The organism is Pseudomonas sp. fls2-241-R2A-110 (genome assembly GCF_030209165.1).
Classification (GTDB): Bacteria; Pseudomonadota; Gammaproteobacteria; order Pseudomonadales; family Pseudomonadaceae; genus Aquipseudomonas.
The window spans coordinates 186573-210504 of record NZ_JARVSN010000005.1 but is presented as its reverse complement, the minus strand read 5'-3'; the positions used below and the strand labels follow the sequence as shown (position 1 = coordinate 210504).

Here is a 23932-nt window from a genome sequence, read left to right as displayed (position 1 = left end):
GGTGCGATGCTTGATCGCGCAAAAGTGTGTAGGCGAGTAGCGTGATGGCATGTTGCCGTAGAGAAAGGCCACAGAAGGGTCTTGGCGAGGGTGACGTAAACGTAACGGGAACAGTTTATTGAGCAGCCGTTGGGCTGCTTAATTGTTTCTGGATGTGATCGTTCCCACGCTCTGCGTGGGAACGATCGAATCAGACCGAAAACGTCTTGCCAGTATGGTTGTTCAGCGAAATAACCTTGGTCTTGCCAATCCGGTGACGGTAGATCTCACGCAGGTACTTGATCGCCTTCTTCACGCAATCGCGCGACAGGCGGATGTCGTTGATCGAGACAAACTTGTCCTTGTCATTGATCAGCTCGCGGTACTTCTTCTCGTACATCGGTTTGATCGCGTACCAGTTGGTGTCGAGGATCTTCGCCGGGTTTTCGAATTCATTGAGCAACTCGTCGATCCGGTCCTCATCGAATTCTTCATTGATGATGAAGTCCAGGATCGAGTTATCCAGCGTTTCATCAAAGCGGTACGGGGTTTTCGCGAAGCAACGCTTGATGAACGCCACGATCAGGGTCAGGAAGTCATCCGACAGGCATGGGCTCTTGGCGATCAACGTGGTCAGCGACAGGTTGGCCGAGGCGCCGATCACCAGCGCGTAGCGCTTGAGCGTAGTGTTCGGGAACAGGCTGTTGAGGTGGGTCTTCAACCGGTTCAGGTCCATGTAGGACAGCTTGTAGTCTTTCGGTAGCGAAACGATCGAAACCACCGACGAGCAGTTCTTGAAGAAGTGCAGGTCGTGCAACGCGGCCGCGTCGTAACCGGAATTCTTGTACTGCTCCAGGGACGCACGATAACGCTTGGACTCGATCGGCAGCAGGCTGATGCCTTCGATTGCTTGCGTCACTTTGTTGAAGTGCGGCAGGTCGATGGAGCGGAAGAACAGATCATCGATGTTCAGGCGCTGCGGCTCTTTCTCGAATACCTTGAATTTGTCGCTGCTCGGCGGCGGGCTTTCCGGTACCACGGATTCGGCATAGGCAATCGCCACCGGGCCGGCCAGGCTCATGAACAGGTCGTTGGCGTCGAGGCGAATGGTTTCGCCGATGTCGATGCCTGCACGACGGAAGTAGTTCTGGTCGTAGTCAGTCGTGACTGCCTGCGCCGTCAGAATGTTGAAGATCTGCTGCGAGATGTACTGGTTGGCGTGCTTTTCCATCGCGTTGACGTCGATGTTCTGAATGTTGCCGTCATCGCTTTCTTCGGCGTAGCGCATGATGTCGTTGGAGATCAGCATCATCGCGTTCCATGGGCGGATACGGCCCATGACGCTGGCTTCGCTGCTGTCTTCATTGGCGAAGTTGTAGGAGAAATCCCACTCTTCCGACAGGTATTTACACAGCAGGCGACCGGCGTTGATGTGCAGCGCCTCGGACATTTCGCTGCGGTGATCGGAAATGTTCGGCAGCACGCAGATGCCGCTGGTGAAGATCGGCTCGAAGACGAACGAATGACCGCTCTTGCCGTCATGCTCGTCCATCGGCTTGGTGTCGAACGTCTTGTTCATGTACGAGTGCTGCTGGGCCAGGCCGAACTCCGAGGCCATGCCCGAACCGGTACCGCCGCCGGCACTGAAAATCGAGAAATACAGGCGCGACTGGTTGGCCTTGATGCCGCAGCTGTCGATCAGGTACGAGTGAATCATTTTCCAGTCGGGGCTGGAGAAACGCTGGGTGTCCTTGTTCAGGATAATCTTGGCCAGGTACTGACCGAGGATCGGCGCGTTACCGGCGCCACCGGCGTGGACTTCCGACAAGTCCATGATTTTCATTTTGCTGTAGTCGCGCAGAAAGCCGCTTTTTTCGCCCTTGCGCGAGAAGCGGATGCGACCGGCGATGTCTTTGTCCAGGTCGCCGAGCATCACCAGTGGCTCGACCAGGAACACCGGCTTGGTGGCCTTGTTCGGCCCCAGGCGCAGGTTGTTGCGGATCCACTGCGCCGGGCTGTAACCCTTTTCCGCGTAGCGTTTGTCCGCCGAAGGACGGTCTTCGTTGTTGAATTCGTTGAGGTAGAACTTGCGGGCGTTGTACACCAGCTCCGCGACGTCCAGCGCAATATTGGAACCGCAGCGCCCCAGACCGATCAGGCACACCGAAGGGAATTCCTGATCACTATGCTGTTCGCTGTCGCCATCCTGATGGGGAGGACGCGGGAACACCATATCGCGCAGCCCGTCGAGGTTGTCGAGGATGCGGTCGGTGTTGGTTTCGGTGAAATACAGGTATTGCTGACTGGCCAGCGGGCGTGATGCAACCAATGGCTTCGACGATGAGGGGCTGTTTGCCGCGGGGCTCAGTGTCAGATCGGAAACCGCAGTGGCCGGATTATTTTTAGAAGTCATTGGGCGCCATGTACCTGGGCTGATGGGCTCGGCGACACGCTGTCGCCGAACCTTCACGGAATAGTTACTCGCGACTTTTTTAGCGCGTATTTCGCCCAAGCGTCATGGCCGAAGCCTGAGCATCGCTCGGGGGGAATCCTTTCCTTAGTCATGATGAATCGGCCAGTATTCAACGATCTTTAATCAAAAGGAGGCTAAATGATGTCAACGCTACCTTCGTTGGGGTTCGCCGGAATCGGCCTGATGGGATTGCCCATGTGCCGGCGTCTGTTGGCTGCGGGGTATCCGCTGACGGTGTGGAATCGCAATCCGGGCAAGTGCACGCCCTTGGTCGAGGCCGGCGCCCGGCAAGTGGCGACAGCGGCCGAGCTGTGCCAACACGCCGATGTGGTGATGCTGTGCCTGGCCGACACGTCGGTGGTGCGCGAAGTGGTCTTTGGCCCCGCCGGCATTGCCAGCGGGGCGAAAAGCGGTCAGTTGCTGGTTGATTTTTCCAGTCTGGAGCCCACCGCGACGCGGGAAATGGCCTCGGCGCTTGCCGATCAGTGCGGCATGAATTGGCTGGACGCACCGGTGTCTGGCGGCGTGGTCGGTGCCGAGGCGGGCAGCCTGGCGATTATGGTCGGCGCTGCTGCAGCGGACCTTGAACGGGTCAAGCCGATCCTGTTGAAGCTCGGTCAACGGGTGACGCACATGGGCGGCGTCGGTGCCGGGCAGGTGACCAAGGCCTGCAATCAGATGATCGTTGCCTGCAACGCGCTGGTGATCGCCGAAGTGGTGGCGTTGGCCGAGCGTTCCGGGGTCGACGCAGGTCTGATCGCCGAAGCGCTGGCCGGTGGTTTCGCCGATTCAAGACCCTTGCAGATCCTGGCTCCGCAAATGGCCGAGAGCCGTTTTGAACCCGTGAAGTGGCATGTCCGCACGCTGCTCAAAGACCTCGACACCGCTGTGAAGTTTTCCCGCGAACAGGGCTCATCCACGCCGATCAGCGGATTGGCCGCGCAACTGATGCGACTGCATGGGGGGCAGGGGTTTTTGGAAAAAGATCCATCGACGCTAGTGCAAATGTACCGCGCGCCAGGGTCAGAGGACTGACGGGACAGGCGTGTTTGCGCTGATTGATTTCGTTCAGCACCGGACGCAGTTCAGCCAGCGGCACCGGGCGGCTGAGCAGGTAGCCCTGAACGAAGTCGCAGCCCTGGCGTTCGAGAAAGTCATATTGCTCGAACGTTTCGACGCCCTCGGTGACCACCTGTAAATGCAGGGTATGGGCCATGGCGATAATGGCCTGGACGATTTCCATGTCCTGGGTCGCCCTGGGAATGTCCTGGATGAACGAGCGGTCGATCTTGAGCGTGTTCAGCGGCAGGCGCTTGAGGTAGGCCAGTGATGAATAGCCGGTGCCGAAATCGTCGATCGACAGGGAGACCCCCAGAGCACGGATCTGGCGCAGCAGCGCCAGGGTGTCGGTGAGATTGCCCATCAATGCGTTCTCGGTGACCTCCAGTTCCAGCCGTTGCGGCGCGACCCCGCAGATGCGCAGCGCCTGTTCGATTTCATTGGCCAGGTCTTCGCGCGCAAGGTTCAGCGGTGAGCAGTTCACGGCAATCTTCAGTTCTTCACAGCCCTGACGCGACAGTTCGCCAAGGTCCTCGCAAGCCTGGCGCAGTACCCAGTTGTCCAGTTCGGCGATCAGGCCGTTGGCCTCGGCAATGGCAATAAATCGATCCGGCGCCAGCAGCCCGTGAACCGGGTGTTGCCAGCGAATCAGCGCCTCGAGCTTGGTCACCTGGCCGGTTTTCAGGTCATAGATGGGTTGGTAAAACAGCAGTAATCCGTCGTCGTTGCGCAGGGCGTGCCGCAGTTCTTCTTCGACTTGCAGTTCCAGCGTGGCTCGAGCCTTCATGTGCGGGCTGAAAAAATGCAGCCCGTTGCGCCCGTTGCCCTTGGATTGGTACAGCGCCAGATCGGCGTTTTTCAGCAGTTCTTCGCACGTCTTGCCGTCTTGCGGGAACAGGCTGATGCCGATGCTGGTGGTCATGACCATGTTGCGACCGGCCAGCTCGATAGGCTCTTTCATCTTCAACATGATGCGCTGGGCCATGTGCCGCGCTTCTTCGGGGTCATGCAGGCCGATGAGGATGCAAAATTCGTCACCGCCGAAACGCGCGACCACATCTTCGTGGCTGCGTACCGAGCTCTTGATGTGGCTGGCCAGGACCTTGAGCATCAGGTCGCCGGCGTCATGGCCAAGGCTGTCGTTGATCCGCTTGAAGTGATCGATGTCGAGAAACATCACCGCCAGCATCCCGCCTTCGTTGGTTTTTTCGCTCAGCTTTTCGGCGAAGAGCTGGTTGAAACCACGGCGATTGATCAGGTTGGTCAGTGCGTCGTAGTGCGCCACCTGTTGCAGCGACAGGCGCGCCTGATCGAGCTGACTGAGCAGGGCATTGACCCGTTGCAGGTCGCCTTCCTTGTGTTGAAGTTTCTTGTCGGCCATTGCGGCGCTGATGCTGCTGCCGATGATCAGCAACATCATGACCGCCACCGTCACGCCCAATTGCAGATGATTGTTTTCGTTGGGCTGCGGCTGGAGGCTGCCTTCGGGAAGCACCAGTTTGAGCGCCGCCATGCTGGTGAAATGCATGCTGACGATGCCGGCGCCGAGCACCAGGCTGGCGGTGTATTTGAGCAGTTGATGAACCACGCCGCTGCCCTCGCGCAGGTGCCTGGAAATCAACAGTGCGGCCAGGCTGGCGCCGATGGCGATCACGATGGAGAGGGCGAATAACGTCGGGTCGTAATAGGCCGTCGCCGCCGAGCGCATCGCGGCCATGCCCACGTATTGCATGGTTGCGATGCCAAGGCCGATCCACACCGCCGCCCGCACGTGTTGCCAGACACTCAGATGAGCATGGCTGAGGGTTTGCATCGCCAGCCACGAGGCGCTCAGTGCAAACAGCAACGAAATCAGGGTGACGGGGAGCTGGTAGTGGATTTCGATCGGCGCCTGGAACGCCAGCATGCTTATGAAATGCATGGCCCAGATGCCGCCCGCCAGGCACCCGGCACCGACCCAGCGCCAGATGCGTTGGGAGGTGGACTTTTCGGTATGACCGATCCGTTCGGTGATGCCCAGGGTGGCAAATCCGGCCGCGCACGCAACCACGTAGGCCAGCAACACCAGGAGTGGGTTATGTGTGCAATTGAGAATGACCTGACCGCTTTCTGGCAGCTGGGTAGTGAAATACACATCAGGCCACTGCATCCGTTCGCCCCGTATTGATCAGCCTGCCGACACCATGAACGTTGGTTGGTTCGTTGGAGTATAGAGGCCATACAAGGAGTGCAAGCGGTAGTGGCACATTGATGCCGATGATTTTGGAATGAGCTTTATTGCTGTCAGTACTAAGCCTCAGGCGATCTGCTCGTAAGGCTCCGGAAATTCAGGCTGCAGGGCGGGCAACCCGAACGCAGCCCGCGCCGCGTCACAGTCTACGTTCGCTTCGCCATTGGCCCAGGAGGCATCGAACTCGCGGCAGGTGCTGGAACGCTGATCGTAAATCGAGCATTTCACGGTGCTGCCGACTTCCCCTGCCAGGGCGACGCAGCGCGTGGGTTTGCAGTCCGTGCCGAGCATCGCCACACGGCTGGGACTGATCGGCGCGACAAGGTCGTCAGGCACCGTTCCTCCGGACGAGGCGCATTCACCCCAGAAAAAGGACACGCGAAAATGGGAACAACAGGCACCACAATTCAGACACGGACTGGCTTCGGACATGGGCGATAGTCAAAGAGGGATAGGGGGAACGGTGGGGCAGCAAGGTCGCTATTCTAGGCTTCGCCTTGAGCTTGTGAAGGGGGGCGCAGAGGTATTTTGCAGCAGCCGGTCGGGTAAGAAAAAACACCGCTCCCACAGCGGCTTGTGGTGGTTGGACGGGTTCGGTTGCCATGGGCTGATATCAGCCTTGCGAATAATGACAGACAGCTCAGGCGGGCCTGACTAGATTGAGGGCTCCGGGGACAGTGAAAGCCCCAACAACAATAAAAAGAGACGGACCCATGCAGAACTCGACCCAAGCGGCGAATGCCTGGCGCATTCTGTTCCTGCTGTTCCTCGCGAACCTGTTCAACTTCTTCGATCGCACCATTCCCGCCATCATCATCGAACCGATCCGCATGGAGTGGCACCTCAGCGACTTTCAGTTGGGGATCATCGGAACGGCATTCACCCTCGTTTATGCCATTGCCGGCCTGCCGCTGGGGCGGATGGCCGATACCGGTTCGCGCAGCAAATTGATGGGTTGGGGGCTGGCGGTCTGGAGCGGCCTGACGGCGGTCAACGGGCTGGTGGGCAATTTCTGGGCCTTCCTGATCGTGCGCATGGGCATCGGGATCGGCGAAGCCAGTTACGCACCGGCGGCCAATTCGCTGATCGGCGACCTGTTTCCGGCGCACCGCCGGGCACGGGCGATGGGCATTTTCATGCTCGGCCTGCCATTGGGCCTGCTGCTGGCGTTTTTTACCATTGGCGCGATGGTCAAGGCATTCGACAGCTGGCGTGCGCCGTTCTTCATCGCCGCAGTGCCGGGGCTGATCCTGGCGATCTTCATGTTCTTCATTAAAGAGCCTAAACGCGGTGCCGCGGAAAGCGTGCAGGTGTCCCAGGAACGTGTCGACCGGCCGATTCGTCGAGTGCTGGCGGTCCCGACTTTCCTGTGGCTGGTGTTGGCCGGGCTGTGCTTCAACTTTGCGACCTATGCCTGTAACTCGTTCCTGGTGCCGATGTTGCAGCGCTATTTCCTGATGCCGTTACAGGAAGCAGCGGTGGCGACCGGCGTAATTGTCGGCGTGACCGGGTTGTTCGGCCTCACGCTCGGTGGCTGGGTTGCGGACAAGATTCACCAGCGGGTGGCCAATGGGCGACTGCTGTTTGCGGCATTCAGCCTGATCGTTTCGACCGTGTGCACCGCTTGGGCGCTGCATGCCGGGCGGATCGAGATCGGGGCGTTTGTGGCGGTGTTCAGTCTGGGTTGGCTGTTTGCCTATAACTTCTACACCTGCGTCTACACGGCGATTCAGGACGTGGTCGAACCACGCTTGCGGGCCACGGCGATGGCGTTGTTCTTCGCTGGCTTGTACTTGCTGGGCGGTGGCTTGGGGCCGGTGGTGGTGGGTGGCCTGTCCGACCACTTTGCGCATACCGCGATGTTTGCGGCCGGTGCAGAACAGATGACCGAGGCGTTCAAGGCCGTGGGCTTGCATGACGCGATGTACTTGATCCCGGTGGCGCTGTTTTTCACCATGGTGTTTCTGTTCTTGGCGTCGCGGTGTTTTGTCAGGGATGCCAAGCGGATGAAAGAAGGGTTGGTGGCGGTGGTTGAGCCTGTGGGTTCTGCGGTGACTGCTTAATCGCCATCACAGGAATTGATCGTTCCCACGCTCTGCGTGGGAATGCAGCCCGGGACGCTCTGCGTCCCTTTCGAGAGCTGGAACGCGGAGCGTCCCTTGAGGCATTCCCACGCAGAGCGTGGGAACGATCATCAAGCAGACAAAAAAAAGGCCCGCATCGCTGCGGGCCTTCTTTTTAACGGTGGAGCAGGGGGCTTAACCCGCCACCAACACTCGAATCGCTTCCAGTCGCAGCGCCGCCTTGTCGAGCATGGCCAGCCCTTGCTCGCGCTGTTTGCGCAGGGCGACCAGTTCACTGTCGCGCACAGTCGGGTTGACCGCTTGCAACGCGGTCAGGCGCGCCAGTTCTTCGTCGGTATCGGCTGCCAGGCGACGTTGCGCTTCGGCAACCCGCTCGGCGTGACGCGGGAAGATTTTCTCTTCGCCAGCGTTGATCCGCGGCGTCAGCTGATCGCGCTGGGCCTGAATGAACTTGTTGGCGCTGGCACGCGGCACGCTTTCCAGTTGATCGTTCAAGGTCTCGAACGACACCCGGGCCGACAGGTCGTTGCCATTGGCATCCAGCAGGCAGCGCAGGGCCGCCGGCGGCAGGTAACGGCCCAGTTGCAGCGAGCGCGGCGCAACCACTTCGCTGACGTAGAGCAGTTCCAGCAACACGGTGCCGGGTTTCAGCGCCTTGTTTTTGATCAGCGCCACGGCGGTGTTGCCCATGGAACCGGACAACACCAGGTCCATGCCGCCCTGCACCATCGGGTGTTCCCAGGTGATGAACTGCATGTCTTCGCGAGACAGCGCCTGGTTGCGGTCGTAGGTGATGGTCACGCCTTCGTCGTCGCCCAGCGGGAAGCTGGCGTCGAGCATTTTTTCGCTCGGCTTGAGGATCAGCGCGTTTTCCGAATGGTCTTCGCTGTCGATACCGAAGGCATCGAACAGGGTTTCCATGTAGATCGGCAGGGTGAACTGGTCGTCTTGCTCGAGGATGTCCTCGACCAGCGCGTCACCTTCGCCCGCACCGCCGGAGTTGAGTTCCAGCAGGCGGTCACGGCCGGTGTGCAGTTCGGCTTCCAGACGCTCACGCTCGCCGCGGGCTTCGTCGATCAGCGCTTGCCACTCGCCGTCGTCGGCGTTTTCCAGCAGCGGCAGCAGGCGCGGGCCGAACTGATGCTGCAAGGCGTTGCCGGTCGGGCAGGTGTTGAGGAAAGCGTTCAGCGCTTCGTGATACCACTGGAACAGACGCTCTTGCGGGCTGGTTTCCAGGTACGGCACGTGCAGTTCGATGATGTGCTTCTGGCCGATCCGGTCCAGACGCCCGATACGCTGCTCCAGCAGATCCGGGTGGGACGGCAGATCAAACAGCACCAGGTGGTGCGAGAACTGGAAGTTGCGACCTTCACTGCCAATTTCCGAGCAGATCAGTACTTGCGCGCCAAATTCTTCATCGGCGAAGTAGGCGGCGGCGCGGTCACGCTCGAGGATGTTCATGCCTTCGTGGAACACTGTCGCCGGAATACCGGAACGCACGCGCAGGGCGTCTTCCAGGTCCATGGCGGTTTCGGCGTGGGCGCAGATCACCAGCACTTTGGTGCGTTTGAGCATTTTCAGCGTATCGATCAGCCACTCGACACGCGGGTCGAATTTCCACCAGCGTTCTTCTTCGTTGGCGTCCGGCTGGGCCTGGAAGCTGACTTCCGGGTACAACTCGGCGTGATCGCCCAACGGCAGTTCGAGGTATTCGTCCGGGCACGGCAGCGGGTACGGGTGCAGCTTGCGCTCCGGGAAACCCTGCACGGCGGCGCGAGTGTTGCGAAACAGCACACGTCCGGTGCCGTGGCGGTCCAGCAATTCGCGGACCAGGCGGGCGCTGGCTTCGGTGTCGCCATCGTTCACCGCGGTCAGCAAGGCTTCGCCTTCGTTGCCGAGGAAACCGTGAATGGTCTTGTGCGCTTCAGGCGACAGGCGCCCCTTGTCCAGCAGCTCCTGAACGGCCTCGGCCACCGGGCGATAGTTTTCGCTCTCGGCGCGGAAGGCGTGCAGGTCATGGAAACGGTTCGGGTCAAGCAGGCGCAAACGGGCGAAGTGGCTGTCCTGGCCCAGTTGTTCCGGGGTCGCGGTCAGCAGCAGCACGCCGGGAATGACTTCGGCCAGTTGCTCGACCAACGAATATTCAGGGCTGGCCTTGTCTTCGTGCCACACCAGGTGGTGCGCTTCGTCGACGACCATCAGGTCCCAACCGGCGGCAAACAGTGCGTCCTGGGCTTTCTCGTCTTCTACCAGCCACTCAAGAGCCACCAGCGCGAGCTGCGTGTCTTCGAACGGGTTGGCGGCATCGCTTTCGATGAAGCGTTCTTCGTCGAACAGCGCGACTTGCAGGTTGAAACGGCGGCGCATCTCGACCAGCCACTGGTGCTGCAGGTTCTCAGGAACCAGGATCAGCACGCGGTTGGCGCGGCCCGAGAGCAGTTGGCGATGGATCACCAGACCGGCTTCGATGGTTTTACCCAAGCCCACTTCGTCGGCCAGCAATACCCGTGGGGCAATGCGGTCGGCGACTTCACGGGCGATGTGCAGCTGGTGCGCGATCGGTTGCGCACGCACGCCACCCAGTCCCCACAGCGAGGACTGCAATTGGCGGCTGGTGTGTTCCAGGGTGTGATAACGCAGGGAGAACCAGGCCAGCGGGTCGATCTGCCCGGCGAACAGGCGGTCGCTGGCCAGACGGAACTGAATGAAGTTCGACAGTTGGGTTTCCGGCAGGGTAACCACTTCGTTTTGCGCGTTGAGGCCGTGGTAGACCAGCAGGCCGTCGACGTCGTCGACTTCCTGGACCGTCAGTTTCCAGCCTTCGAAGTGAGTGATCGAATCGCCCGGCGAAAATCGCACGCGGGTGAGGGGCGCATTCCGTAGCGCGTACTGGCGAGTGTCGCCAGTGGCCGGATAGAGCACGGTCAACAAGCGGCCGTCCTGTGCCAGAACGGTGCCTAAACCCAGCTCGGCTTCGCTGTCACTGATCCAGCGTTGCCCCGGTTGATACTGCTGCGCCATGCTGCCTGACTCCCACCTTGAAAAAGCGGGCTATCTTAACGGAATGAGGGCTTCAGGGCCAAAGGACTCTCATAAATACTCGCAGACTTACGTTAGTCCAATGATGCAGCGTGTGCCGGTTCGGGCACCAATCCGTGCCAAACCGGTCACACTTTGCGACCGATGGCTCAAGTCGCCATCCCCTCAGCCGACAGCCTGCTGACAGGAGACTACTAATTATGCTGCCACCGATGCTCCCCTTGAGTGCCGTGCCGATCACCTCACAGCACGACCCTATCCGTCAGCGCCCGGATATTCCGCCTGTCGTGCCGGTGCAGGAAAGCTCCAACGAAAGCACGATCGACCTGCAACAGCGCGATCCCGAAGAGGCGGCTTTTCAGCTGCGCGAGGAGCAGCGCCGCAAACTTGAGCGCGACCGGCGACGTCGTGAGGCTGACGAGGATCCGCAGGAGCATCTGGCAGTTCCCGGTGATGAGCTCAATGCCGACAATACTGTGCCGGTGGCGCCGTTGATGGAAGATCAGCCGCGTCAGGGGTTGTGGGTCGATATTCAGATTTGAGGTTGCGGCTGGTCAGCGCTGGCGCCAGGCGGCATTATTGCGACAAACCTGCCGAATGATGTATTGAGCACCATGAGCCAAGATGACAAGTTGATTGATCTTAATTCTGAACGCGCGAAGCGGGTTCATGACCTTAATGAAAAGCGTCTGAATGAAGTGCGTCAGGCGTTTGAGCAGGCGATGCCGTTGGGCAAAGCCAAGAAAAAGCCGAAGAACAAACCGAAAAAGCGTTGAAGTACCCTGCATTGGTTGATGCAGGTCAGTTATTTTCCCTTCTTTACGCCCTGTCTTGGGCGACATTGATCCCGGTCAATTTTCTCTTCTGTCTGATTGGTTAACTTAGCCCTATCGCAACAGGGCAGGTGCAGGAGGGACGTCATGTTTTTCGATAACGTGGTGATCGCCGGAGTGCTGACAGTTGGCCTCATGGTTCTGTTTTTTGCAGGGTTTGGATTTTTTATCTGGAAGGATTCGCATAAGCGTAAGCCGTAGGTCTTTCTGGGTGTAATGAGCACGCAAGGCATTTTGGGCGACTTCGGTTGCCCTTTTTTTTTGTTTGTAGTGGCGGCCTTTGGGCCGACCATGTTTTGGGTTGACCGGGTGTATATCCGTTGCTGCGGTAACGGCCACTTAGGGTTTCGCCCTGACGGCGACTCACTTTTTTTGACAAACGCCTCAAAAAAAGTAAGCAAAAAAAAGGCTCGCCCCGACGTCCGGCCCCTCGCTTAGGCTCGGTGTTCCTTCGTTCCGGCATTCATCTGGGGGCATCGCCTCCGGTCTGCTTCGCGACGACCTCCTCTCGATGTGTGCGGCTTCGCCGCACGGCGCTACGCGCCCACCCCCAGATGAACGCCTCCACTCAGCCTGCCGAAGGGGCGGGTAGATCAAGATCAAGAGCTGCAGGCGAGCTACCGCTCGGCCTGTTGAGTGGTGAGGGGCGGGCGGTGTACCTCGATTTATTGTGGGAGCTGGCTTGCCAGCCGACCAGTCTCTTCCTGATACCTCACTGATCGTTCCCTACGCTCCGCGTGGGAATGCAGCCAGGGACGCTCCGCGTTCCAAAGGGACGGGCGGATCAAGATCAAGAGCTGCAGGCGAGCTACCGCTCGGCCTGTTGAGTGGTGAGGGGCGGGCGGTGTACCTCGGTTTTTATTGTGGGAGCTAGCCTGCTGGCGATGGCGGCCTGACAGCCGACCAGATTCTTGCAGCGTGCATCGAACCCTGTGGGAGCGGGCTTGCCCGCGATGGCGGCCTGACAGCCGACCAGTCTCTTTCAGGTGTGCCCGTTCCACTGTGGGAGCTGGCCTGCCAGCGATGACGTCCCGCCAACCGACTAATCTCCTGCAGATGTACATCGAACCCTGTGGGAGCGGGCTTGCTCTGGGCGGTGTTCCGACGATGGGGCCTCGCGTCTAGCCCGTCGCTTTCAGTAGATCACTGAGGCCGAATTGCAGGCATTAAAAAGGCGCGAACCTCACGGTGCGCGCCTTTTCGTTGCAGCTATATATCAGCTGCCTAGTGCCTTCGAGGCCAGCCAGAACAGGCCGGCCGACAGGGCCACTGTTGCTGGCAGGGTCAGGACCCAGGCCAGCAGGATGGTTTTGACGGTGCCGCCTTGCAGGCCGCTTTTGTTGGCGACCATGGTGCCGGCGACGCCGGAGGACAGGACGTGGGTGGTGGAGACCGGCAGGCTGAAGATGTTCGCCAGGCCGATCATGCACGCGGTGGTGATTTGTGCCGACATGCCTTGGGCATATGTCATGCCTTGCTTGCCGATCTTTTCGCCGATGGTCAGTACCACGCGTTTCCAGCCCACCATGGTCCCGAGGCCGAGGGCCAGGGCGACGGCCAGAATCACCCAGAACGGGGCGTATTCGGTGGTGGTGGTCAGGTCTTTGCGCAGTTTGTCCAGGTCAGCTTTTTCACGGGCTGCCAGGGTAGGCAATTTGCTGACTTTCTTCGCGGTGTCGTCCAGGCAGAGCAGGTAGCGACGCACTTCGATGCGGCTTTCCGATGGCAGCGAATGGTAGTCCGCTACACCTTTAAGGGTGCCGAGCAGGGCAGTGATGGTCGGTTCGGTCTGTTGCGGGTTGCAACGGAATTTCTCCGGCAGATCGCCTTCCACGCTTTTGCCCAGCGCCAGGAACTCGCCCAAGGTGTCAGAGTTGCGTTTGTAGAACTGGCTCAGGTGCAAGGTCGCATCGCGGGTGCGCTCGATCTGGTAAGTCGTGCTGCTCAGGTCGAGTACAAACTGCGCCGGCACGATACCGATCAGTACCAGCATGATCAGGCCGATACCTTTCTGACCGTCGTTGGAGCCGTGCACGAAGCTCACGGCCATGGCCGAGATCACCAGTACCAGGCGGTTCCAGAACGGTGGGTGCTTCTTGTCGTCGAGCTTGCGGCGCTGGTCCGGTGTCTTGTGCATCTTGGACAGGGGACGCCACCATTTAAGGGCGATCAGCACCAGCGCGGCGACGATGAAACCTGCCAACGGCGAGAACACCAGGGAAGCACCGATATCGATCGCCTTCTGCCAGTTCACGCCATCGGCCAACGGAATATCGTTGATCAAGGCGTTCGCCAGGCCGACACCGAGGATCGAACCGATCAGGGTGTGGGAGCTGGAGGCGGGGATACCGAAGTACCAAGTGCCCAGGTTCCAGGTGATGGCGGCGGCGAGCAACGAGAACACCATGGCCAGTCCGTGACCGGTGTTCACATTGATCAGCAGTTCTACCGGCAGCAGGTGGACGATGGCATACGCCACGCCAACGCCGCCCAGCAGCACGCCGAGGAAGTTGAACACACCGGAAAAGAACACCGCCAGATGAGGCGGCATGGCTTTGGTGTAGATAACAGTGGCCACCGCGTTAGCGGTGTCATGAAAGCCGTTGATGAACTCGAAGGCGAGGACAAAGGCCAGGGCGAGCAAGAGGCTCACAAGCACCCAAGCATCTAGTCCGCTGAATAAATCGATCATGAAGGTTTTCTGACCCGGTCATAAGGGGGCGCGATTATGCCAGAAAAGACTGCTAATCGATGCACTTGCTGCTCATCGGTAACATTCTTCAATGAATTAGTTTGCGCTGATAGCTTATGACCCAGCTTTTTTCGGGGTTTTGCAAGTCGTTGAATTATTGAGGAAAGGCCACAGCCACAAGGGTTTCGCTCGGAAAGTCGAGAGGCTTGAACGCTTGTGTGAAATAGCTGAAAAGAGGGTCAGGCATGCGCCATTTGCCTCAACCGATGGGTGAGGTGGCCGCTGCCCGCTTGTAGCGGGCGCGAAAGGCACCATCCGTACAACCTGCTTTTAACAGGTGCAGATGCAGACCCCTTGGAAGTATTCAGGCCGAGGCAATCATGGCTCTTCGGCTTTGAGTTCCTTTTCCATCTTTTGCAATTCCTGGGTGAACGCCTGATCCTGAACGGTGGCGCGTTTACGCCAAGGCTTGCGCTCGGGTTCGGGCTGAGCGGCGTAGGTGGTGACTTCCCCGCCGTAAACTTCCTTGTAACGTTGTTCCTGGCGCTCAAGTTCCGCGCGCAGTTCGTCTTTCGTCACAGTGCTACCTGTATGAGTTGAGATAAATTCTGGTGAAACGCGCTGCGTGGATCTATTGACCACACTTGCCGAAAGGCCATGCCGGACAAGGCATCGTTTTACGGCAGGTGAACAATACTTCCATGTTGCAGGCGGCCACGGCACCAGAGAAAAACAGCTGACGTAGCATCAGTTACCTGTTTCAGCGCGCGCGTTGGTCGAGCATATGAAATGAGCGTCAAGCGTTTGCTGCGGGCAGCGACGGTAGAGTACCGGGCTGTCGAGTGGCGGAGTCGGCACGTAAAAACCGGTCACCACTGAGATCCATTATAGCGGTCGAACCGAAGAACACTATCTCCTCGGAGTTAAAAGTAGTTCACCGTGTGTGATTGTTTTGTTACTGGCAACTTTTGCGGCAACTACCCGTCGTTGAAGTCACTTGGCACCGATGTCTTTCTGGCGCCATAAAGTCGAGCAAGTTACGCCAATTACATCGCACCTTAAAGTCCGCGATCCAACAAGAATAAAAACATCTAGTGTCGACGTTAACATCAGGGCGCACGCCGGGCAGGCATTGCTTGTGGTCGATTGCGATTATCGGTCGATGGTTCGATAATCGCCCAATCTTGGCGGCCGATGGCTTGTGTGCAGAACCGGTAGCCGCTTGTAATAGCCGCTGATGTAGGAAAGGACCCGATATGAACGATCAAATGCGCAACTCCTTCGCTTCAGTGGCACCGCCAATCGTGGCCTCGCCCGCCAAGCGCATCCAGGCCCTGACCGGCGACCCGGATTTCATGACGTCCCTGGCCCGGGGACTCGCAGTGGTGCAAGCGTTCCAGGAGCGCAAGCGACACCTGACGATTGCCCAGATCAGTCACCGCACGGAAATTCCCCGCGCTGCTGTGCGACGTTGCCTGCATACCCTGATCAAACTCGGCTATGCCACTACTGACGGTCGCACCTATTCGCTGCTGCCCAAGGTGCTGACGCTGGGTCATGCCTATTTATCCTCCACGCCACTGGCGGTGTCCGCCCAGCCATATCTGGACCGCATGAGTGAACAGCTTCACGAGGCTTGCAACATGGCGACGCTGGAGGGCGACGACATTTTGTACATCGCGCGCTCGGCCACTACCCAGCGCCTGATTTCCGTGGACCTGTCGGTGGGGGGGAGATTGCCGGCCTATTGCACGTCCATGGGCAGGATTCTTCTCGCTGCGCTGGACGACACTTCGCTGCGCGAATACCTCGACCATGCCGAATTCCAGGCCAAGACCAGCCGAACCTTGCACACCCCTGAGGCGTTGCTCGAATGCCTGCAAGAAGTGCGGCAGCAAGGCTGGTGCATTGTCGATCAGGAACTGGAGCAAGGCCTGCGTTCCATTGCGGTTCCGGTGTACGACGCATCTGGTCAGGTCGTGGCCGCGCTGAACGTCAGCACCCACGCCGGACGGGTCAGCCGCAATGAACTGGAGCAACGTTTCCTGCCTGGTTTGCTGAGCGCCAGTCGCGACCTCAGCGCGCAACTGTTTGCCTGAACCTTCTAAGCTGTTCGATAAACGCACAGAGTCGCGTTTATCGAATTGACGCTCTTTCCCCCGGATCATTACTGTCGCGGCAGCGCCAGCCTTGGCTGGCACCTGTCCGACTGCGTTCTTGCGTGGAATAAAAATAATGAACCAGCCTCAGTCTGCTGTAGGAAACTGCCTCGACGTGCAGTCCTTCATCAATGCTCAACCCATTTCGCGCTACCAGTGGCGAGTGGTGATCCTGTGTTTTCTGATTGTCTTTCTCGATGGCCTCGACACGGCGGCGATGGGCTTTATCGCGCCGGCCCTTTCCCAGGATTGGGGGATCGACCGCGCGAGTCTCGGCCCGGTGATGAGTGCCGCGTTGATCGGCATGGTCTTTGGCGCACTGGGCTCCGGCCCGTTGGCTGACCGCTTCGGGCGAAAAGTCGTACTGGTCGGTGCGGTATTGCTGTTCGGCATCTTCAGCCTGGCGTCGGCCTACAGCACTAACGTTGATCAATTGCTGGTGCTGCGATTCCTGACGGGCCTGGGTCTGGGCGCCGGCATGCCAAACGCCACGACGTTGCTGTCGGAATACACCCCGGAGCGCAAAAAATCCCTGCTGGTGACCAGCATGTTCTGTGGCTTCAACCTCGGCATGGCCGGCGGCGGGTTTATCTCGGCCAAACTGATTCCTGCATTCGGCTGGCACAGCCTGCTGTTGATCGGCGGGGTTCTGCCGCTGATCCTCGCCGTCGTATTGCTGTTCTGGTTGCCGGAATCGGCGCGTTACCTGGTCGTGCGCAATCGCGGCACCGACAAAGTGCGCAAGACCCTGGCTCCCATTGATCCGACCGTCGTCGCTCAGGCCTCGAGTTTCAGCGTGCCGGAACAAAAAACCGTGAAGGCGCGCAACGTGTTCGCGGTGATCTTCTCCGGCACCTACAGCACCGGCACCTTGTTGCTGTGGCTGACCTACTTCATGGGTCTGGTGATCGTTTACCTGTTGACCAGCTGGCTGCCGACGCTGATGCGTGACAGCGGCGCGAGCATGGAGCAAGCGGCGTTCATTGGTGCGTTGTTCCAGTTTGGCGGCGTGTTGAGCGCCGTGGGTGTGGGATGGGCGATGGACCGGTTCAATCCGCACAAGGTCATCGGCATTTTCTACCTGCTGGCCGGGGTGTTTGCCTACGCGGTAGGGCAGAGCCTGGGCAACATTACGCTCCTGGCGACCTTGGTCCTGGTGGCCGGGATGTGCGTCAACGGCGCGCAGTCGGCGATGCCTTCGCTGGCGGCGCGTTTTTACCCGACGCAAGGGCGGGCGACCGGTGTGTCGTGGATGCTGGGGATTGGTCGTTTCGGCGCGATCCTCGGGGCCTGGATGGGCGCGACGTTGCTGGGCCTGGGCTGGAATTTCGAGCAAGTGCTGACGGCGCTGGTGATTCCCGCAGCCGTGGCGACAACCGCCGTGGTGATCAAGGGCATGGTCAGTCATGCGGATGCGACCTGACGGTATATGAGCGTTACCTGATCGTTCCCACGTCGAGGCGTCGAACCGTCCGCGTGGGAATGCCTCAAATGGGCGCTCTGCGTCCGCTTTTGGGACGCGGAGCGTCCCGGGCTGCATTCCCACGCAGAGTGGGAACGCTCAAGTCGACGATCGGTAGCCAAACAACAATCTGTTCGATAAACGAACACTCAGTCGATTATCGGATTGTTTGGCGTTTTGCGCAGGCTTAATCTTCAGTCATTCCGGCGCAGCGCATCGCGCCTTTTTCTTCCACTGTCGGTTAATAAAAAACGGGAGCCTGCCCCATGGCTGAAATCCTTTCGCTGCACGACGCGGTGAAGCAATTCGTTAACGACGGCGATACTGTCGCGCTCGAAGGCTTCACTCACCTGATCCCTACGGCGGCGGGTCATGAAATCATTCGTCAGGGCAAGAAAGATCTGACGCTGGTACGAATGACGCCTGACCTGATCTACGACCAGTTGATCGGCGCCGGTTGTGCTCGCAAGCTGATTTTCTCCTGGGGCGGCAACCCGGGCGTCGGCTCGCTGCACCGTCTGCGTGATGCGGTCGAGAAGCAGTGGCCGCATGCGCTGGAAATCGAAGAGCACAGCCACGCCGACCTGGCCAATGCCTACGTCGCGGGTGCCTCCGGCCTGCCATTCGCGGTGCTGCGGGCCTACGCCGGCTCCGACCTGCCGAAGGTCAACCCGCTGATCAAAACCGTGACCTGCCCATTCACCGGTGAAGTGTTGGCCGCCGTACCTTCGGTGCGCCCGGACATCACCGTGATCCACGCACAGAAAGCCGACCGCAAAGGCAACGTGCTGTTGTGGGGCATTCTCGGTGTGCAGAAAGAAGCTGCGCTGGCCGCCAAGCGTTGCATCGTGACCGTTGAAGAAATCGTTGACGACCTCAACGCACCGATGAACTCCTGTGTGCTGCCGACCTGGGCCTTGAGCGCGGTCTGCCACGTCCCTGGCGGTGCGCATCCGTCCTACGCCCATGGGTACAACGAGCGCGACAACCGTTTCTACCAGGCTTGGGACCCGATTGCCCGCGACCGTGAAACCTTCACCGCGTGGATCAACGAATACATCCACGGCTGCGCTGACTTCAGCGAGTTCCAGGCCAAGCTGGCCGCTGCTTCGGAGGCCAAGTAATGACTTACACCACCAATGAAATGATGACCGTCGCCGCCGCCCGCCGCCTGAAAAACGGTTCAGTGTGCTTCGTCGGCATCGGCTTGCCATCGAAAGCGGCCAACCTGGCGCGCCTGACCTCTTCGCCGGATGTCGTCCTGATCTACGAATCGGGTCCGATTGGTGCCAAGCCAAGCGTACTGCCGCTGTCGATCGGCGACGGCGAATTGGCGGAAACCGCCGACACGGTCGTTCCGACCGGTGAGATTTTTCGCTATTGGTTGCAGGGCGGGCGCATTGACGTCGGTTTCCTCGGCGCCGCGCAAGTCGACCGCTTCGGCAACATCAACACCACTGTGGTTGGCGATTACCACGCACCGAAAGTCCGCCTGCCGGGTGCTGGCGGTGCGCCGGAGATCGCCGGTTCGGCCAAAAGCGTGCTGATCATTCTCAAGCAGTCGGCGCGTTCCTTCGTCGACAAACTCGACTTCATTACGTCGGTCGGCCACGGCGAGGGCGGTGATTCACGCAAGCGTCTCGGCCTGCCGGGCGCTGGCCCTGTCGGCATCATTACCGACCTGTGCATCATGGAACCGGAAGCCGGCACCCATGAATTCGTGGTCACCGCACTGCACCCGGGCGTGACCCGCGAGCAAGTGACCGCCGCCACGGGCTGGGCGATTCGCTTCGCCGAGACGTTGGAAAACACCGCCGAGCCGACCGAGGTCGAATTGAAGGCGCTCAGGGATCTGGAAGCCCGCACAGCCGCCGCCCACGGCCAAGCACCCGGAGAAGCGTGATGCGTGACGTTTATATCTGCGACGCGATTCGCACCCCCATCGGCCGTTTCGGCGGTGGCCTCGCGGCGGTGCGCGCCGACGACCTCGCCGCTGTGCCGATCAAGGCGCTGATGGAGCGCAATCCGTCGGTGGACTGGAACGCGGTCGACGAAGTGTTCCTCGGCTGCGCTAACCAGGCCGGCGAAGACAATCGCAACGTGGCGCGTATGGCGCTGCTGTTGGCGGGGCTGCCGGAAACCATTCCGGGCGTGACCCTCAACCGTCTCTGCGCTTCCGGGATGGATGCCATCGGCACCGCGTTCCGCGCCATCGCCAGCGGTGAAATGGAGTTGGCGATTGCCGGTGGCGTCGAATCGATGTCCCGCGCGCCGTTCGTGATGGGCAAGGCTGATGCGGCGTTCTCGCGCAACATGAAGCTGGAAGACACCACCATCGGCTGGCGTTTCATCAATCCGTTGATGAAAGCCCAATACGGTGTCGATGCGATGCCGCAGACCGCCGACAACGTGGCTGACGATTACCAAGTGTCCCGTGAAGATCAGGACGCTTTCGCGTTGCGCAGCCAGCAACGGACAGCCGCCGCGCAAGCTGCAGGATTTTTCGCTGAAGAAATCGTTGAAGTGCGAATTGCCCACAAGAAAGGGGAAACCATCGTCAGTCAGGATGAGCATCCGCGCGCCGACACCACCCTGGAAACCCTGGCCAAACTGAAACCGGTCAATGGTCCCGATAAAACGGTCACTGCCGGTAACGCATCGGGTGTGAACGATGGTGCCGCAGCGCTGATCCTGGCGTCGGCGGAAGCAGTGAAAAAACACGGCCTGACTGCTCGCGCCAAAGTGCTGGGCATGGCGAGCGCCGGCGTAGCGCCTCGGGTCATGGGCATCGGCCCGGTCCCGGCGGTGCGCAAACTGACCGAACGCCTCGGTGTGGCCGTCAGCGATTTCGACGTGATCGAACTCAACGAAGCGTTCGCCAGCCAGGGCCTGGCGGTGCTGCGCGAACTGGGGCTGGCGGATGACGCGCCGCAGGTCAACCCGAACGGTGGCGCCATTGCTCTGGGCCATCCACTGGGCATGAGCGGTGCGCGCCTGGTGCTGACCGCGTTGCATCAGTTGGAAAAAACCGGTGGCAAGAAAGGTCTGGCGACCATGTGCGTCGGCGTCGGCCAAGGTCTGGCCTTGGCGATCGAACGCGTCTGACGCGCAGCAGTGACAATAAGAACAGAGGAAAGCGAAATGACTGACAAGCCTGGTTACCGCCGTCCGCAGGAAGGCACTCAGCCTGATTACCTGCACCCGGCCTATCAATCCACCAACCGTCGCTCGCCGTCCAAGCCGTTGGTGTTCTTGCCCCATTCGCTGTCGGAAATCACCGGCCCGACAGTCGGTGCAGAGCGCGTCAACGAGAAGGACAACGACCTGACGTCCCAACACAAGGGCGAGCCCTTGGGTGAACGCATCATCATTCATGGCCGTGTGCTGGATGAAAACGGTCTTCCCGTGCCGGGGATTCTGGTGGAGATCTGGCAGGCCAATGCCGCCGGCCGCTACAACCACGACCGCGACCTGCACGATGCGCCGCTGGACCCGAACTTCACCGGGACTGGCCGCACCGTGACCGACGCCGATGGCTGGTATCAATTCCAGACCATCAAGCCCGGTGCCTACCCGTGGGGCAACCACCACAATGCCTGGCGCCCGGCGCACATCCATTTCTCGCTGTTCGGACCGAGCATCCTGACGCGTCTGGTCACGCAAATGTATTTTCCGGGTGACCCGCTGCTGGCTTACGACCCGATCTATAACTGCGTGCCCGACACCAGCGCCAAAGAGCGCTTGATCGCCAGTTTCGACCTGGAAAAAACCATCCCTTCCTATGCCCTCGGTTATCGCTGGGACATCGTCTTGCGCGGCCGCGATGCCACGCCGATGGAGAAATAAGATGACGCTGACTGCGACTACGTCCCACACCGTCGGACCTTACTACCACATCGGCCTGACTTGGCTGAACCGCGAAAACCTGACCGTCGAACAGACCCTGGGCGAGCGCGTGGCGATCACCGGGCAAGTCATCGATGGCAATGGCGATATCGTCAACGACGCGATGCTGGAAATCTGGCAGGCCAATGCTGCCGGCAAGTATGACCACCCGGAAGACGATCAGGACAAACCCCTGGACCCCAACTTTGAAGGCTTTGGCCGGGTGCCGGTGGATGCTGAAGGGCGCTTTCGTTTCACCACGATCAAGCCTGGAACCGTGGAGGGGCTGAAGGGCTCGACTCAGGCGCCGCATCTGGTTGTGCTGGTGTTTGCTCGCGGGTTGGTCAAGCACCTGCTGACGCGGATTTATTTTGACGGCGAACCGGCCAATGTGGCTGATCCGCTGCTCGAATGTGTGCCGGCTGACCGCCGCGGCACGTTGCTGGCGAAGCAAGATGCGAGCGGTGTTTACCAGTGGAACGTGATCTTGCAGGGCACCGAGGCCGAGACGGTGTTCTTCGATTATTGATTGATCACCGCAACTCCTGTGGGAGCGAGCTTGCTCGCGATAGCGGAGTATCAGTCAACATTGATCTTGACTGACATGACGCCATCGCGAGCAAGCCCGCTCCCACAGGGGAAATGTGTTGCTGATCTATCTGCGGAACGGGACTGTTGCGAAGTATGTCTAGACTCTCACTGTCCCCATTGAGTAAAAAAACAATGACAACACCCACGGCTACCCCCGTTCATTACACCGGCGAAGAGCGCAGCAAGCGGATCTTCGCCATTGTCGGTGCCTCGTCCGGCAACCTCGTGGAATGGTTCGACTTCTACGTGTATGCCTTTTGCGCGATCTATTTCGCCCCGGCCTTTTTCCCGTCCGATAACCCGACGGTGCAGCTGGTCAACACGGCGGGCGTGTTCGCCGCCGGGTTCCTGATGCGGCCCATCGGCGGCTGGATTTTCGGCCGGGTGGCGGATAAGCACGGGCGCAAGAATTCGATGCTGATCTCGATTCTGATGATGTGCTTCGGTTCGTTGCTTGTCGCTTGCCTGCCGACCTACAAGGACATCGGCGTCTGGGCACCGATCCTGCTGTTGTTCGCGCGCTTGCTCCAGGGCCTGTCGGTGGGCGGCGAGTACGGCACCACCGCAACTTACATGAGTGAAGTGGCCCTCAAGGGCCAGCGCGGGTTCTTCGCCTCGTTCCAGTACGTGACGCTGATTGGCGGCCAACTGTTGGCGGTGTCGCTGGTGGTGATCCTGCAACAGTTCCTCACCGAAGATGACTTGCGTGCCTACGGCTGGCGTATCCCGTTTGTGGTCGGTGCGGCGGCGGCGCTGATTTCGCTGTTCCTGCGTCGTTCGCTGAAGGAAACCACCAGCAAGGAAATGCGTGAAAACAAGGACGCCGGCAGCATCGCCGCGTTGTTCCGCGATCACAAGGCAGCCTTTATCACCGTGCTTGGTTACACCGCCGGCGGCTCGCTGATTTTCTACACCTTCACGACGTACATGCAGAAGTACCTGGTGAACACCGCCGGGATGCAGGCCAAGACCGCCAGCTACATCATGACCGGCGCGCTGTTCCTTTATATGTGCATGCAGCCGCTGTTTGGCATGCTCGCTGACAAGATCGGCCGTCGTAATTCCATGCTCTGGTTCGGCGCCCTCGGGACGCTGTTCACCGTGCCGATCCTGCTCAGCCTGAAAAGTGTCAGCAGCCCGTTCCTGGCCTTTGTGCTGATTACCGTGGCGCTGGCGATCGTCAGTTTCTACACCTCCATCAGTGGCCTGGTAAAAGCCGAGATGTTCCCGCCCGAAGTGCGCGCGCTGGGTGTCGGCCTGGCGTACGCGGTGGCCAACGCGATCTTCGGCGGTTCGGCGGAATACGTGGCCCTGAGCCTCAAGGCCGGCGGCATGGAGAACTCCTTCTACTGGTACGTGACGGTGATGATGGCGGTGGCGTTCCTGTTCAGCCTGCGTTTGCCGAAACAAGCGAAATACCTGCACCACGACCTTTGATTTATCAGC

At 59.8% G+C, this 23932-nt stretch carries 19 protein-coding genes; 13 read left to right on the top strand and 6 right to left on the bottom strand.

The features are described from left to right. Positions 1-190: 190 nt before the first annotated feature. A complete protein-coding gene (locus QRN31_RS03425; protein WP_285430198.1) occupies positions 191-2392 on the bottom strand; it encodes a hypothetical protein in 2202 nt (733 codons plus the stop codon). A gap of 198 nt (positions 2393-2590) precedes the next feature. On the opposite strand from QRN31_RS03425, the gene QRN31_RS03420 reads away from it, so the two are divergent. After that, positions 2591-3487, top strand: coding sequence for an NAD(P)-dependent oxidoreductase (locus tag QRN31_RS03420; protein WP_285430196.1), 897 nt, complete (start codon positions 2591-2593; stop codon positions 3485-3487). Here QRN31_RS03420 and QRN31_RS03415 read toward each other — a convergent pair. After that, positions 3378-5660, bottom strand: coding sequence for a putative bifunctional diguanylate cyclase/phosphodiesterase (locus tag QRN31_RS03415; protein WP_285430194.1), 2283 nt, complete (start codon positions 5658-5660; stop codon positions 3378-3380). The genes QRN31_RS03420 and QRN31_RS03415 overlap by 110 nt on opposite strands. A 147-nt stretch (positions 5661-5807) precedes the next feature. Next, positions 5808-6173, bottom strand: a complete 366-nt coding sequence (locus tag QRN31_RS03410; protein WP_285430192.1) for a YkgJ family cysteine cluster protein — start codon at positions 6171-6173, stop codon at positions 5808-5810. Positions 6174-6454: 281 nt separating this feature from the next. Between QRN31_RS03410 and QRN31_RS03405 the strand changes: the two genes are divergently transcribed. After that, the gene (locus QRN31_RS03405) at positions 6455-7804 is read left to right on the top strand and encodes a spinster family MFS transporter (RefSeq protein WP_285430190.1); all 1350 of its coding nucleotides are present in this window, start codon (positions 6455-6457) and stop codon (positions 7802-7804) included. Positions 7805-7999: 195 nt separating this feature from the next. On the opposite strand, the gene rapA is transcribed toward QRN31_RS03405, so the two are convergent. Continuing rightward, positions 8000-10846 (bottom strand): RNA polymerase-associated protein RapA, encoded by a 2847-nt coding sequence (gene rapA, locus QRN31_RS03400; RefSeq protein ID WP_285430188.1) that lies wholly within the window; start codon positions 10844-10846, stop codon positions 8000-8002. 218 nt (positions 10847-11064) lie between these two features. Here rapA and QRN31_RS03395 point away from each other — a divergent pair, with 218 nt between their 5' ends. The 3 genes from QRN31_RS03395 to ccoM all read left to right on the top strand — a co-directional run bounded on the left by QRN31_RS03395 (position 11065) and on the right by ccoM (position 11898). Further along, positions 11065-11406 carry an aspartate-semialdehyde dehydrogenase gene (locus tag QRN31_RS03395; protein ID WP_090180963.1) on the top strand — a complete coding sequence of 114 codons (342 nt, stop codon included), beginning with the start codon at positions 11065-11067 and terminating at the stop codon, positions 11404-11406. A 72-nt stretch (positions 11407-11478) separates the two neighbouring features. Next, positions 11479-11640, top strand: coding sequence for a hypothetical protein (locus QRN31_RS03390; RefSeq protein ID WP_007935839.1), 162 nt, complete (start codon positions 11479-11481; stop codon positions 11638-11640). Between the two features lie 144 nt (positions 11641-11784). Beyond that, positions 11785-11898, top strand: a complete 114-nt coding sequence (gene ccoM / locus QRN31_RS03385) for a cytochrome c oxidase subunit CcoM (protein ID WP_010462558.1) — start codon at positions 11785-11787, stop codon at positions 11896-11898. A 1015-nt stretch (positions 11899-12913) separates the two neighbouring features. Here ccoM and QRN31_RS03380 read toward each other — a convergent pair. After that, the gene (locus tag QRN31_RS03380; RefSeq protein WP_285430184.1) at positions 12914-14389 is read right to left on the bottom strand and encodes an inorganic phosphate transporter; all 1476 of its coding nucleotides are present in this window, start codon (positions 14387-14389) and stop codon (positions 12914-12916) included. A 378-nt stretch (positions 14390-14767) separates the two neighbouring features. Then, a complete protein-coding gene (locus QRN31_RS03375) occupies positions 14768-14968 on the bottom strand; it encodes a hypothetical protein (RefSeq protein WP_007935837.1) in 201 nt (66 codons plus the stop codon). 677 nt (positions 14969-15645) lie between these two features. On the opposite strand from QRN31_RS03375, the gene pcaR reads away from it, so the two are divergent. From pcaR to QRN31_RS03335, 8 genes are all read left to right on the top strand, one after another. Beyond that, entirely contained in the window at positions 15646-16488 is an 843-nt protein-coding gene (gene pcaR, locus QRN31_RS03370) for a pca regulon transcriptional regulator PcaR (protein ID WP_010462552.1), read from the top strand. A 136-nt stretch (positions 16489-16624) separates the two neighbouring features. Further along, entirely contained in the window at positions 16625-17971 is a 1347-nt protein-coding gene (pcaK, locus tag QRN31_RS03365) for a 4-hydroxybenzoate transporter PcaK (protein WP_285430182.1), read from the top strand. Between the two features lie 305 nt (positions 17972-18276). After that, entirely contained in the window at positions 18277-19134 is an 858-nt protein-coding gene (locus QRN31_RS03360) for a CoA transferase subunit A (protein WP_007947285.1), read from the top strand. Further along, positions 19134-19913: a CoA-transferase subunit beta gene (locus QRN31_RS03355; protein WP_285430181.1), complete on the top strand. Its 780-nt coding sequence runs from the start codon at positions 19134-19136 to the stop codon at positions 19911-19913. The genes QRN31_RS03360 and QRN31_RS03355 overlap by 1 nt, the downstream gene beginning before the upstream one ends. Next, positions 19910-21115: a 3-oxoadipyl-CoA thiolase gene (gene pcaF, locus QRN31_RS03350; protein ID WP_285430180.1), complete on the top strand. Its 1206-nt coding sequence runs from the start codon at positions 19910-19912 to the stop codon at positions 21113-21115. Before QRN31_RS03355 ends, pcaF begins: the two co-directional genes overlap by 4 nt. 36 nt (positions 21116-21151) lie before the next feature. Then, a complete protein-coding gene (gene pcaH, locus QRN31_RS03345; RefSeq protein ID WP_285430179.1) occupies positions 21152-21856 on the top strand; it encodes a protocatechuate 3,4-dioxygenase subunit beta in 705 nt (234 codons plus the stop codon). Position 21857: 1 nt separating this feature from the next. After that, positions 21858-22424, top strand: coding sequence for a protocatechuate 3,4-dioxygenase subunit alpha (pcaG, locus tag QRN31_RS03340; protein WP_285430178.1), 567 nt, complete (start codon positions 21858-21860; stop codon positions 22422-22424). Between the two features lie 194 nt (positions 22425-22618). Next, on the top strand, positions 22619-23923 hold the full coding sequence (locus QRN31_RS03335) for an MFS family transporter (protein WP_285430177.1): 1305 nt from the start codon (positions 22619-22621) through the stop codon (positions 23921-23923). The last annotated feature ends 9 nt before the right edge of the window (positions 23924-23932 follow it).